The sequence below is a fragment of the Pseudomonas sp. G34 genome (genome assembly GCF_031119625.1).
In the GTDB taxonomy this organism is placed as follows: domain Bacteria; phylum Pseudomonadota; class Gammaproteobacteria; order Pseudomonadales; family Pseudomonadaceae; genus Aquipseudomonas.
The window spans coordinates 59,898-72,093 of record NZ_JAVHZV010000020.1 but is presented as its reverse complement, the minus strand read 5'-3'; the positions used below and the strand labels follow the sequence as shown (position 1 = coordinate 72,093).

General features: G+C 66.0%; 11 protein-coding genes. 10 read left to right on the top strand and 1 reads right to left on the bottom strand.

Translation table 11 applies throughout. The annotated features are described in order from the left end of the window. The first annotated feature begins 23 nt into the window (after window positions 1-23). A complete protein-coding gene (locus QYS36_RS13910; protein WP_308840040.1) occupies window positions 24-1,358 on the top strand; it encodes a hypothetical protein in 1,335 nt (444 codons plus the stop codon). 489 nt (window positions 1,359-1,847) lie between these two features. Here the strand turns inward: QYS36_RS13910 and QYS36_RS13905 are convergent, their stop codons facing one another. Continuing rightward, window positions 1,848-2,612 (bottom strand): IclR family transcriptional regulator, encoded by a 765-nt coding sequence (locus tag QYS36_RS13905; protein ID WP_308840039.1) that lies wholly within the window; start codon window positions 2,610-2,612, stop codon window positions 1,848-1,850. A gap of 259 nt (window positions 2,613-2,871) precedes the next feature. On the opposite strand from QYS36_RS13905, the gene QYS36_RS13900 reads away from it, so the two are divergent. From QYS36_RS13900 to QYS36_RS13860, 9 genes are read left to right on the top strand one after another with little or no spacing between them, the layout of a single operon-like run. Then, the gene (locus tag QYS36_RS13900) at window positions 2,872-4,422 is read left to right on the top strand and encodes an acetolactate synthase large subunit (protein ID WP_308840038.1); all 1,551 of its coding nucleotides are present in this window, start codon (window positions 2,872-2,874) and stop codon (window positions 4,420-4,422) included. 3 nt (window positions 4,423-4,425) lie between these two features. Further along, window positions 4,426-5,916, top strand: a complete 1,491-nt coding sequence (locus QYS36_RS13895) for an aldehyde dehydrogenase family protein (protein ID WP_308840037.1) — start codon at window positions 4,426-4,428, stop codon at window positions 5,914-5,916. A 25-nt stretch (window positions 5,917-5,941) separates the two neighbouring features. Beyond that, complete coding sequence (locus QYS36_RS13890; RefSeq protein ID WP_308840036.1) at window positions 5,942-6,736, top strand: SDR family oxidoreductase; 795 nt, start codon at window positions 5,942-5,944, stop codon at window positions 6,734-6,736. A 10-nt stretch (window positions 6,737-6,746) separates the two neighbouring features. Next, window positions 6,747-7,784 (top strand): glycosyl hydrolase, encoded by a 1,038-nt coding sequence (locus QYS36_RS13885; RefSeq protein ID WP_308840035.1) that lies wholly within the window; start codon window positions 6,747-6,749, stop codon window positions 7,782-7,784. A 10-nt stretch (window positions 7,785-7,794) separates the two neighbouring features. Further along, a complete protein-coding gene (locus QYS36_RS13880; protein WP_027906094.1) occupies window positions 7,795-8,244 on the top strand; it encodes a VOC family protein in 450 nt (149 codons plus the stop codon). Between the two features lie 15 nt (window positions 8,245-8,259). Further along, on the top strand, window positions 8,260-8,862 hold the full coding sequence (locus QYS36_RS13875) for an amino acid synthesis family protein (protein WP_308840034.1): 603 nt from the start codon (window positions 8,260-8,262) through the stop codon (window positions 8,860-8,862). Window positions 8,863-8,889: 27 nt separating this feature from the next. Next, on the top strand, window positions 8,890-9,726 hold the full coding sequence (locus QYS36_RS13870; protein WP_308840033.1) for an alpha/beta hydrolase: 837 nt from the start codon (window positions 8,890-8,892) through the stop codon (window positions 9,724-9,726). 40 nt (window positions 9,727-9,766) lie between these two features. Then, complete coding sequence (locus QYS36_RS13865) at window positions 9,767-11,371, top strand: bifunctional 3-(3-hydroxy-phenyl)propionate/3-hydroxycinnamic acid hydroxylase (RefSeq protein ID WP_308840032.1); 1,605 nt, start codon at window positions 9,767-9,769, stop codon at window positions 11,369-11,371. Beyond that, entirely contained in the window at window positions 11,368-12,150 is a 783-nt protein-coding gene (locus QYS36_RS13860) for a 2-keto-4-pentenoate hydratase (protein ID WP_308840031.1), read from the top strand. The genes QYS36_RS13865 and QYS36_RS13860 overlap by 4 nt, the downstream gene beginning before the upstream one ends. The last annotated feature ends 46 nt before the right edge of the window (window positions 12,151-12,196 follow it).

The window sequence follows — 12,196 nt, the reverse complement described above, 5'->3', positions numbered from 1 at the left end:
GTCGACGTGAAAGGAGCATCACAATGGAGCATCGCAAACGCGCTATTCGCCTCACCGGCAGCGGTGTAGCCCTGAGCCTGGCTATCGGTCTGGCCTCGCCGGCCGGCGCCGTCGAGCTGTACAGCGACGATGACAGCCATCTCAACGCCGACGTACTGGCGGTGTTCGGCATGCTGAACAGCCGCAAGAACTACGACGGAACCAGGGGCGGCTCGACCTGGCGCGAGGGGTTCATCAAATATGGGCTGAGCGGTGACCAGGGGCTGGCTGGTGCCGGCACCGCCTATGGCGCGTTCAGCCTGGTGAGCTCGGCAACCTGGGGTGATGGTGACCCGGCAGGCCTTAGCGACGGCAGCGAACGTACCACCAAGATCGAGGACGCCTACCTGGGTTGGCGCTCCGGTGATTTGTTCCCAGTGCTCGGCAAGGACGGCGTGGACTTTTCCGCAGGCCGCCAGGTGGTCAAGCTGGGGCGCGGTTTCCTGATCAACGACGATGGCACCAACCTGGGCAAGGGGCCGGCCGATGGTGCGCTGAACCGCGGCGGCGCCTACTACATCGCCGCTCGCCATGCCTTCGACCGCACCGCGGTATTGCGCCTGGGCGGCGAGGAGGGCGTGCATGGCTCGGTGCTGTGGCTGAAGTCGGATAACCGCGCGCAAGCGGAAACCGAACTGGCCGCCGGGACCCTGGACTACACCACCGAGGCCGGCACCCTGGGCCTGACCTGGATCCACGGCCTGGACGTCAACCAGCGCTGGGCCAGCCCGATCCAGGCGCAGCGCGACAACATGGACCTGTACAGCATTCGCGGCGAAGGCAGTGCCGGTATCGAGAACGCCAACTTCGCCTTCGAATATGCCTGGCAGGATGTCGATACCGGGGTGGAGAAAGCCTGGTACGCCGAGGCCGGCTACACCTTCGCCGACGCGCCCTGGGCGCCGAGCCTGACCTACCGCTACACGCGTTTCTCTGGGGGCTGGGATTCGCTGTTCACGGGGCTGAGCACCGGTTACGGCACCTGGTTCCAGGGCGAGGTGGCGGGCAACTATGCGGGGCCGTTCAACACCAATACCGGTATTCACCATGTGGGGTTGAAAGCCACGCCGATGGAAGGGCTGACCCTGGGCGCGCTGTACTTCGACTTCAGCACGCTGCACGACCGCGACACCATCAACCGCGACGCGCGCGAACTCGACCTGTATGCCGAATGGGCGGTCAGCGACAACCTGATCATCGCGCCGCTGGTGGGCCTCTATCAGCCCAAGAAGACCTCGGACAACGGGGGTATCGGCAGCCAGGCTGGCGGCAATGGCACCAACGTCTACAGCCAGCTGATGGTCATCGTGCCGTTTTAATAGCCTGTTCACGATCCTTCCAGGCATGGCTACGGGCAGCGATAAGGCAGAAGCGGACGTTCCCAGCGTAGGGTGGACAACGCTCTTTTTGTCCACCATTGCGCTCGCAGAGCGGTGGACGGATGAAGCGTCGTCCACCCTACGAAAGGCCGCTATCGCCACGTTGCAGGCGTAGGGTGGATGACGCTCTTTTCATCCACCATTGCAATCGCAGAGCGGTGGACGGGTCGGGCCGCGTAGGTGAGGCGTCGTCCACCCTACGAGGCTGGCACGATCTGTAGGGTGGGCTTTAGCCCACCGCTGCAAATGGCCGCTCCCGCCACGTTGCAGCCAAATAGATAAAGCCCAGCATGAAGGTCGTGAACTACGCGCCACCCAAGTGGCGTTCACCTGACCCTCTTGGCGACCTGCTCCACGCACTTGGTCGCACGACTGCCCGCCTGTGGGCAGTCGTTTTTCCTTCCCCGCCATTGCCGTAGCGGCGCTTTTTCAAGCAGCCGGTATCGAACGCTGCGCGTGCATGTTCTGGGCGATTTGCCTGGTGGTCTCGATCAGCATGTCGAGTACCGTCTCCTGGCGTAGCAGGCGGAAATTGGCCGTGGTGCCCACCGCCGAAATACTACCGACCACTTCCTTCTCATCGACGCTGACGATGGGCGCGGCAATACCGGTGTGCCCGGTGTTGAGCTCGTCGTGGGTGATGCTGTAGCCGTCCTTGCGGATCTTCTTGGCCATCCGCGCGAACTCCGACCAGCTGCAGGTGCTGTACGGGTTGCCGGGGTCGCGGGCGATCTCTTCATGGAGTTTCTGCAGGCGTTTGCCCTTTTGCGAGGCGACCAGCACCTTGGATTGCGCACCGCGAAACAGCGGCAGCGGGTGGCCGCGACCGAAGGCGAAGTGCGAGGCGTCATGGGACTCGGTGATGTAGGTGTTGATGATGTGGCCGTCGTAGAACACGCTGGCGAACACCGCCAGGCCGGTCTTGTCGGCCAGCTCGTGCATCAGCTCGCGGCCGGCGCTGAGGATCGGGTCGTACTGGCGCATCATCCAGTCCAGCTCGATGATCCGCGGCCCCAGGCCGTAGCTGCCGGCGCCGACGCGGGTCAGCAGGCCCGCATCGCAGAGATCCTTCACGTAGCGATACACGGTGGCCCGCGAGAGCCCCATGCGCGCGGCAATGGTCTCCGGATCCACCTGCAGCTGCTCGGGGCCGAACAGGTCCAGCACACCCAGGGTCTTGCTCAAACTGCTCATGTCACTCCTTGCGCAGCGGCCTTGTGCCGCCACCGTTTGCCAACCTGACCACCACAGTGCCCCCGGATACCGACCGATAAGGCTGCCCTGTCGAGCAGGCGAGGGGTAGGCAATCTTGCAGGCTGAAAATTGATTGTCAAATTACCCTTAAAAATCTCATTTGTCTCGTATTTTGAGTAAAACGATAAAAATAACTTGTTGGGTTTTTTGTTTGATGGAATAAATCTCAAAACAAAAGATGCCTGCGAGGCTAGACGAAATGAATGGTGCCGAACTACTGATCGAGGCCGCTGCCGCCAGCGGCGTCGAATACTGCTTTGCCAACCCGGGAACCACCGAGATTCCCCTGGTGGCCGCCATCGCGAAGCATCCCGCGCTGACGCTCAAACCCGTGCTGTCGCTGTTCGAAGGCGTGTGCACCGGCGCCGCCGACGGTTACGGGCGCATCGCCGGCAAACCGGCCATGACCCTGACCCACCTCGGCCCGGGCTTCGCCAACGGTATCGCCAACCTGCACAACGCCCGTCGCGCCAACACGCCGATCGTCAACGTGATCGGCGATCACGCTTCCTGGCACGTCAACTACGATCCCCCCCTGGCCAGCGACATCGAGGCCCTGGCCGGCGCGGTATCCGGCTGGGTACGCACCTCGCGCAGCGCCGAGCGGGTCGGTGAGGATTTCCAGAGCGCCGTGCAGGCTGCCTGGCAGCCACGCGGGCAGATCGCCAGCCTGATCCTGCCGATGGACCTGCAGGCCAATCAGGTGTCGGCTGGTGCCGCGCGTTTCGCACCACTGCAGGCGCCGGTTCGCCGCCTGGCCGGCGACAAGGTCGAGCAGGTGGTGGCCGCCCTCAAGGCCGGCAAGCGCCTGGTGTTCATCGTCGGTGACAGCGGGCTGTCGGCCCAGGGGCTGGAGGCTGCCGGCCGCCTGGCTCAGCTGCCGGGCGTGCGCCTGTTCGCCGAAACCTTCCCGCGGGTCAGCCATCGCGGTGGCGGCCTGCCGGATCTCGACCGCCTGCCGTACTTCCCGGAAGTGGCCATCGAGATTCTCGACCAGTACGACCTAGTGGTGTGCGCCGGTGTGCCGGAGCCGATCAGCTACTTCGGCTACGAAGGCATCGCCTCGCGCCTGGCCGAACGTGATCGCCTGCTGTCGCTGGCCGAGGTCGGTGACGACGTGGTCGGCGCCATCAGCGCCGTGGCCGAAGCCCTGCAGGCGCCGGCTCATGTGCCTGCGCCGCAAGGCATCGAGATGCCGCCGGCAGGCGACGCGCTGTCGCCACAGTCCATCGGCAAGGTGCTGTCGGCGGCGCTGACCGACGACTGCATCGTCTCCATCGAGGGCGGCACCTGCGGTTACCCGTTCTTCACCGCCTCGGCCGGTGCCGCTCGCCACCGCGTGCTGACCAACACCGGCGGCGCCATCGGCCAGGGCATTCCGGCCGGCTTCGGCGCGGCCCTGGCCGAGCGCGGCAACCAGGTGTTCTGCCTGCAATCGGACGGCAGCGCCCAGTACACCATCCAGACGCTGTGGAGCATCGCCCGCGAACAGCTGCCGGTGATCATCCTGATCGCCGCCAACCACCGCTACGCGATCCTGCAGAACGAGCTGCGCCGTTACGGGGTGACCGACTTCGGCCCGCAGGCCCTGGCGCTGACCGAGCTGGATCGCCCGCGGGTGGACTGGAAGGCCCTGGCCAAGGGCTACGGCGTACCGGCGAGCAGCGTGCGAACCAACCTCGAACTGCGTCAGGCCCTGGCGAATGCCATCGCCAGCGCGGCGCCCTGCCTGATCGAAATGGAGCTCTGAACCATGAGCGAGATTCAACTGCTACCTGCCGTCCGTGAATTCCTGGCCACGCCCAAGCGCCTGTTGATTGGCGGCCAGTGGGTGGAGGCGGCCAGCGGCAAGCGCTTCGCCGTCGAAAACCCGGCCACCGCCACCCTGTTGTGCGAAGTCGCCGAGGGCGAGGAGGCCGATGTCGATGCGGCGGTCGCCGCCGCCCGTGCCGCCTTCGAGGGCCCATGGCGCTGGGAAACCCCGGCGCGCCGCGGCTACCTGCTGTTTCGCCTGGCCGAGCTGATCGATGCCCACCGCGAGGAGCTGGCGCAACTGATCACCCTGGAGAACGGCAAGACCATCGCCGCCTCCCGTGGCGAGGCCACCGCCGCTGCCAACATCGTTCGCTACTTCGCCGGCTGGCCGACCAAGATCGAGGGCAGCACGCTGCCGGTATCGCCGGCCAGCGGCGCACCGATGCTCAACTACACCCTGCGCGAGCCGGTGGGCGTGTGCGCGCTGATCGTGCCGTGGAACTTCCCGCTGAACATGTGCGTGTGGAAGCTCGGCCCGGCCCTGGCCACCGGCTGCACCGCGGTGCTCAAGCCTGCCGAGCAAACGCCGCTGGTAGCCGTGCGCCTGGTGCAGCTGATCGAGGAGGCCGGCTTCCCCGCCGGGGTGGTCAACCTGCTCACCGGCTTCGGTGCCCGCACCGGCGCGCCGCTGTCCCAGCACGCCGATGTCGACAAGATCGCCTTCACCGGCTCCACCAACGTCGGCCGGCTGATCGCCCAGGCTGCCACCAGCAACATGAAGAAGGTGTCCCTGGAGCTGGGCGGCAAGTCGCCGAACATCATCCTGGCGGACGCCGACATCGTGCGCGCCGCCAAGGGCGCCGCCGACGGCATCTTCTACAACCAGGGCCAGGTGTGCACCGCCGCCTCGCGCCTGTACGTGCATGAATCGGTGCTCGACCAGGTGCTCGAGGAGCTGCGCAAGCACGCCGCCGCCCACGTCATCGGCTCCGGGCTGGACAGCCGCAGCACCCTCGGGCCGCTGGTTTCCGAGCGCCAGCTGAGCACCGTGAGCGGTTACCTGCAGCGCGGCGTACAGGACGGCGCCGAGCTGGTCTGCGGCGGCAAGCGCCCGGCGCACCTGGAGCAGGGCCACTTCATCGAACCCACGGTGTTCTTCGACCGCGCCGAGCAGAGCTGTGTGGCCCGTGAGGAAATCTTCGGCCCGGTGCTCACGGTGATGAGCTGGAGCGACGTCGACGAACTCGCCCAGCGCGCCAACGACTCGCCGTACGGCCTGGCCGCCGGCCTGTGGACCCGCGACCTGCGTTCCGCGCATCGCCTGGCGGCGCAGCTCAAGGCCGGTTCGGTATGGATCAACTGTTGGAACGTGGTCGACCCGGCCTCGCCCTTCGGTGGCTACAAGCAATCCGGCTGGGGCCGGGAAATGAGTAAGAACGTGATCGACGCCTACACCGAGACCAAGAGCGTCTACGTCGATCTCGCCTGACCACACGATTACCAGAGGAACAATCATGGATCTGCAACTGCAAGACCGCGTCGCCATCGTCACCGGCGGCGGCATGGGTATCGGCAAAGAAGTCGCGCGTTTCCTGTCCGAAGAGGGCTGCAAGGTGGTCATCTGTGCGCGCCGCATGGAATACCTGCGCGCCGCTGCCGAGGAAATCAGCGCGCAAACCGGCAATGAAGTGCTGCCGCTGTTCTGCGACACCAACGACATGCAGGCGGTGTCGAGCATGGTGCAGCAGGCCAAGGATCACTTCGGCCGTATCGACATCCTGGTCAATGGCGCCGCTGCGCCGTCCGGCGTGGTGCGCAACGATATCGAACACGCCGGCGACGACGAGCTGCTGTCGGACCTCAACACCAAGGTGATCGGCTACTTCCGCTGCGCCAAGGCGGTGACCCCGCACATGAAGGCGGCCGGCTTCGGGCGCATCATCAACATCGGCGGCCTCACCGGGCGTGGCAGCAAGGTGCTGTCGGGCATGCGCAACCTGGCCATCGCCCACATGACCAAGACCCTCTCCGACCAGCTCGGCCCGTCGGGCATCACCGTCAACCTGATCCACCCCGGTGTGGTCGACACCCCGCACATCCACGAGCTGTACGAGCGTGAAGGCGTCAAGCAGGGCAAGACCCCGCAGCAGGTCGAGCAGGCCTACATCGACTCCACGCCGATCCGCCGCACCCTGCAGCCGATCGAAATGGGCTGGCTGATCGGTTTCCTGGCATCCCCCAAAGCGGCCGCCGTTACTGGCGAATCCATCGGTATCGATGGCGGCCTGACCCGCGGCATCTTCATCTGAGGAGGCAACCATGAGCAACGGAACCCTGTTGGTGGCCACCGTCGGCCAAGCGGTGATCCGCAGCGCCGACGATGGCAAGACCTGGCATCGCCTGGGCCTCGGCCAGGACATCGAGTTCGATGCCATCACCCGCTCGCTGAGCGTCAGCCCGCAAGCGCCGGAAGTGATCTACGCCGGCACCGATGTCGGCCTGTGCGTGAGCCACGACACCGGCGGCAAGTGGACGCGCGTCGACTCGCCGTTCAATGGCGAAACCGTGTGGAAGGTGGCGGTCGACCCCAAGGATGCCAAGCGCATCTTCGTCGGCACCGGCGCGCCATCGCGGGCCGTGCTCTGGCGCACCCTGGATGCCGGCGCCAGCTGGTACCGCGTGCCGGTAGAGATTCCCGAGTTCTGCGAGGGCGTCAGCAAGCCACGCCTGCTGGCCTTCGCCTACGACCCCACCGACCGCAACCAGGTGTGGTTCGGCCTGGAAGAGGGCGGCCTGTTCCATAGCCGCGATGGCGGCGAAACCTTCACCCGCCTCGATGACCGCCTGCTGTGGGACTACAACTCCGATGTGCACAACATCGTGGTGCTGCCCAACCATGGCAAGAAGGTCATCGTGGTGGTGTGCGTCAACGCCGTGTACCGCAGCTTCGACGAAGGCGCGACCTGGACCGGGATCGTCGGCGCCGACGCCTTCGGCCTGTACTACGTGCGCGTGCTCAATGCACCGGTGGGCAGCGAAGACACCCTGTACCTGAGCATTTCCGACGGCACCCCGGGCACCACCAGCAAGGTGCTGGTCTCCCGTGACGCCGCCGCTACCTGGGAAGTGCTGCCGCTGTCCCAGCAGCCCAACTCCTGCGTGTGGGCCATCGCCTTCAACCCGGCCAACCCGCTGCAGATCGTCGCCGGCACCAAGTACGGCCACCTGTTCACCTCGCTGAACGGCGGCAACGGCTGGCAGAAGCAGTGGCGCGAATTCAGCGAGATCGCCGACGTGCTGTGGACGCCGGCGGTGGCGCAGATCAAGGCCGGGCACACATCCGTGATCAAGAAGTGAGGGCCTTGCGATGAAGATCGACATCCTGCGCACCCATATTTCGCTGTTCGTCACCGACCCGGACGCCTCGGCGCTGTGGTACGCCGATGTGCTGGGCATGCATGAAAGCGCCCGTGGCGAGGCCTGGGTGATGATGGCCTTTGGCAGCAAGCACCACGACATCGCCCTGATCAAGGCCGAGCCCGGCGCCCATCAGGGCGGCCTGGGCCTGCAGCACTACGGCCTGGAAGTGGCCGGCGACATGACCACCCTGCGCGAGCTGTACGGCATGTTGCTGAGCAAGGGCGTGGAGATCGTCAAGATCACCGATCACGAGATCGGCAACGGCCTGTACTTCCACGACCCGGACGGCAACCGCCTGGAATTCTTCTTCGAAACCGAACACGACGACGCCCTGGCCAAGGCGCGTTTCAAGGCGGCCGGGGCACCGAGCCGCAACTTCACCGTCGACCCTCTCTGAGCAAGGAACACCTTGATGAAAGCCAAGAATTTCGCCAGCTACCACATCCGCAAGTGGTACAGCTTCACCGAAGAAACCCACGCCAACGAAACCGGCAAACTGGCCGATGGCGAGCCCGTGTTCAAGTACGTGATCGCCGCGGCCATCCACAACCCCTACGCCGGGCGCTTCAGCGAGAACCTCGATGAGCTGATCAATGACTCGCCGCTGCTCGGCCATGAATTCGGCCGGCGCATCAATGAACTGGCCGCCGGCCGCAGCGTGATCAGCTACGGCAAGGCCTGCCTGGTCGGTAGCGCCAGCGAGTACGAGCACGGCAACGCCTTCCTGACCAACCCGGCTGCCGACCCGATCCGCGTCGCCCTGGGTGGCGGCAAGTCGTGGGTGCCGTCGACCGGCAAGCGCGGCGCGCCGGGGGTGACCATCGACATTCCGCTGGCCCACAAGGACGCCCTCTACGTGCGTTCGCACTACGACACCGTGTCGGCCTCCTTTGGCGACGGCCCGGCGCCGGACGAAGTGATCATCATCTGGGCCTTCGCCACCCGCGGGCGCCTGCATGCCCGCCTGGGCGGCCTGACCGCCGATGCCATCAAGGGCGACAACGGGCTGACCTGAGTGCCACGCGCCGGCCGGAGAACCGCCATGTCCAACAGTCACTTCTTCCACAACCGCTCGATGCTGCCGCTGCATTTCCTGCAGTGGGGCAACCCCGATGCCACACCGGTGATCCTGCTGCATGGTCTGCGCGCCTATGCGCAGACCTGGCAGTCGCTGGCCGAGGCCCTGGGCGACGCGTTCTGCTGCTATGCCCTCGACCAGCGCGGACGCGGACTGAGTGACTGGGCCGACAGCCGCACCTACTGCACCGAGCACTACGTGCGCGACCTCGAAGACCTGGTCGAGTACCTGCACCTGGGGCGCTTCATGCTGGTCGGCCACTCCCTGGGCGGCGCCAATGCCCTGGAGTACGCCCGCCAACACCCGGGGCGCCTGTCGGCCCTGGTGATCGAGGACATCGGCCCGGGTTCGTCGAGCGTCGGCGACGGGGCGGCGCGCATCCGCCGCGAGATGCAGGAAACACCGCTGTATTTTCCGGACTGGGCGCACGCGCGAGCCTTCTGGCAGCGCTCGCGCCCGGGCCTGTCGGCCGAGGGGCTGGCCTCGCGGCTGGCCCATTCGATGAAGCAAACCGAGCAGGGCATCACCTGGCGGCATGACCAGCAGGGCATCGCCGAGGCGCGCCTGAGCATCACCCCGACCGATCTGTGGCCGGCGGTGCATGCACTGGACTGCCCGACGCTGTTCATTCGTGGCGGGCGCTCGGATTTCCTGCCGCTGGCGACCCTGGAGGCACTGCAGAGCGCCAACCCGAACGTTCAGACAGCCGTGATCGACGACGCCAGCCACTACGTTCACGACGACCAGAGCGCGCTGTTCAATCAGGTCGTCGGCGACTATCTGCGGGCGCAGCGCGCCTAGCCCGATCTACACCGAAACCTACAAGAAACAGGTGGAAAGCATGAAACGCGAGACGACTCAGGTAGTCATCGTCGGCGGCGGGCCGAATGGCATCGCCATGGCCCACTACATGGGCCATCACGGCATCCAGTGCGTGGTGCTGGAGTTGGCCGAGGGCATCCTCCCGTACCCGCGTGCGGTCGGCATGGACGATGAGGCGCTGCGCGTGTTGCAGGGCATCGGCATCGCCGACATGGCCATTCGCGACATGATCTGCGATGTGCCGCTGCGCTACTACAACGCCCGTGGCGTGTGCTTTGCCGAAGTCAAACCGACGGCCGCCGAGTACGGCTGGCCGATGCGCAACATCTTCATGCAGCAGCTGCTCGAAGGCACCTTGCGTGAAGCACTGCCGCGCCACACCAGCGTCGACCTGCGCCTGGGCCACGAGATGCTCGACCTCAGCCAGAACGAGGAGGGCGTGACCCTGCAAGTCAAGGGCGCCGATGGCGAACCCTACGAGCTACATGCCGGGTACGTGGTCGGTGCCGACGGCGGCCGCTCCTGCGTGCGCAAGAAGCTCGGCATCGAATTGCTGGGCATGACCCACCCGCGCAAGTGGGTGGTGGTCGATGTCACCAACGATTCCCTCGACGCCCCCTACACCGCGCTGCACGCCGACCCCGAGCGGCCGTTCGTGTGCATCTACCTGCCGTACCGCCAGCGCCGTTGGGAGTTCATGCTCAAGGAGGGCGAGGACGAGGCGAAGATGTGCGAGGAAGCCACCATCCGCCAGCTGATTCGCGGGCATATCGGCGATGCGGTGGACGCGCTGGAGATCGTGCGCATCCGCGCCTACACCCACAACTCGCGGGTGGCGGCACGTTTCGTCGAAGGCCGTGTGGCCCTGGTCGGCGACGCCGCGCATATCTCTCCGCCGTGGGCCGGCCAGGGCCTGAACTCGGGCCTGCGCGACGTCGCCAACCTGGCCTGGAAACTGGTGGCCGTGCTGCAGGGCCGCGCCTCGCCGAAGATCATCGCCAGCTACGACATCGAGCGCCGTGGCCATGCCACCGACCTGATCGGCCTGGCCGACAACATGGGCGCCGTACTGGGCCTCACCAACCCGCTGATGGCCGGCGTGCGCGACTGGCTGTTCCAGGCGGTGAACACCGTCGACAACCTGCGCTCGCACCTTCTGGAGTTCAAGTTCAAGCCCAAGGCCACCATCATCAAGGGGCTGGTCTACCACGAGCGCGAAGAACTGCGCGAAGGCGACCTGGTCGGCCAGCTGTTCGTGCAGCCCTTCGTCGAAGACGCCGAGCGCAACAAGCGCCGGCTCGACGAGGTGCTTGGCGACTCCTATGCGGTGCTCGGTTACCGGGTCAACCCGACGGCCGAGCTCAGCGAGGCGGCCAAGGCCTACTGGGCGCGCTGGAACACCCGCTTCATCCAGGTCAACCGTTCGCGCAGCGGCAGCCGCAACCAGCCGCTGAGCGCCGATGGGGTGATCAGCGTGGAAGACGTCGACAACAAGCTCGGCAACTGGTTTGCCAAGGTGCGTGACTGCGTGGTGATCGTGCGCCCGGACCGTTTCGTCGCTGCCATCACCACGCCCGAGCGTCTGGAAAGCGTGCTGGCCAAGTTGCAGGGGCAGTTGTCATGAACCAGGCCAATCTGGCCCAGCGTCTTCTACAGGCCGCGCGCGAGCAGGTGGCGCTGCCCCGGGAGCAGGGCGACGGTCTGGATCTCGCCTCGGGCTATGAGCTGCAGCGCCTCGGCATGCGGGTGCGCGAGGCGCGGCACGAGCGCCTGAGCGGGTGGAAGGTGGCGTTTGCCGGTGCTGCCGCCCAGCGCCGCTTCGGCCTGAGCGAGCCGGTGTATGGCGCGCTGACCGACGCCATGGCGATTGCCGAGGGCCAGGTGGTCGACCTGGCCGGGTTGATCCAGCCCAAGCTGGAAATCGAACTGGCCCTGATCCTCGGTCAGGACCTCGACCCAGGCTTCTACAGCGATGAGGCGTTGCACGCGGCCATCGGCGAGGTGGCCGCCGCCTTCGAGATCGCCGACTGCCGCTGGCAGAGCTGGAGCTTCGAGGCCGGTGCCTTCGTGGCCGACAACGCCGCCGCTGCGGCCTATTGCCTGTCCGCCCGGCAGCCCTTCGATGCAACGCGTCATGACCAGGTGGAGTATCGCCTGGTGCATGAAGGCCATGCGCTGGGCCGCGGGGCCAGCAGCTTTGGCGACGAGTCGCCGTTGAGCAACGCCTGCTGGCTGATTCGCCGGTTGCTGGCCGATGGGCATCGGCTCGGTGCCGGGCAGGTCATCCTGTCCGGCGCGCTGTTAGCGCCTATCGCCATCGAGCCGGGTTGCTACCGGCTGAGCATGCTTGGCATGGAGTTGGCTTTACAGTTCCAAGCGGGTCAAGGGCCGGAGAGCCTGTAGTGGCATATCGCCTAGCCAGGTGGTGTCGCCGAAAACAATAAATGTG

Coding starts and splice junctions, on each gene's coding strand:
- QYS36_RS13895 (WP_308840037.1), top strand. CDS start 4,426: ATGAGCGAGATTCAACTGCTACCTGCCGTCCGTGAATTCCTGGCCACG.
- QYS36_RS13885 (WP_308840035.1), top strand. CDS start 6,747: ATGAGCAACGGAACCCTGTTGGTGGCCACCGTCGGCCAAGCGGTGATC.
- QYS36_RS13875 (WP_308840034.1), top strand. CDS start 8,260: ATGAAAGCCAAGAATTTCGCCAGCTACCACATCCGCAAGTGGTACAGC.
- QYS36_RS13870 (WP_308840033.1), top strand. CDS start 8,890: ATGTCCAACAGTCACTTCTTCCACAACCGCTCGATGCTGCCGCTGCAT.
- QYS36_RS13880 (WP_027906094.1), top strand. CDS start 7,795: ATGAAGATCGACATCCTGCGCACCCATATTTCGCTGTTCGTCACCGAC.
- QYS36_RS13900 (WP_308840038.1), top strand. CDS start 2,872: ATGAATGGTGCCGAACTACTGATCGAGGCCGCTGCCGCCAGCGGCGTC.
- QYS36_RS13890 (WP_308840036.1), top strand. CDS start 5,942: ATGGATCTGCAACTGCAAGACCGCGTCGCCATCGTCACCGGCGGCGGC.
- QYS36_RS13905 (WP_308840039.1), bottom strand. CDS start 2,612: ATGAGCAGTTTGAGCAAGACCCTGGGTGTGCTGGACCTGTTCGGCCCC.
- QYS36_RS13860 (WP_308840031.1), top strand. CDS start 11,368: ATGAACCAGGCCAATCTGGCCCAGCGTCTTCTACAGGCCGCGCGCGAG.
- QYS36_RS13910 (WP_308840040.1), top strand. CDS start 24: ATGGAGCATCGCAAACGCGCTATTCGCCTCACCGGCAGCGGTGTAGCC.
- QYS36_RS13865 (WP_308840032.1), top strand. CDS start 9,767: ATGAAACGCGAGACGACTCAGGTAGTCATCGTCGGCGGCGGGCCGAAT.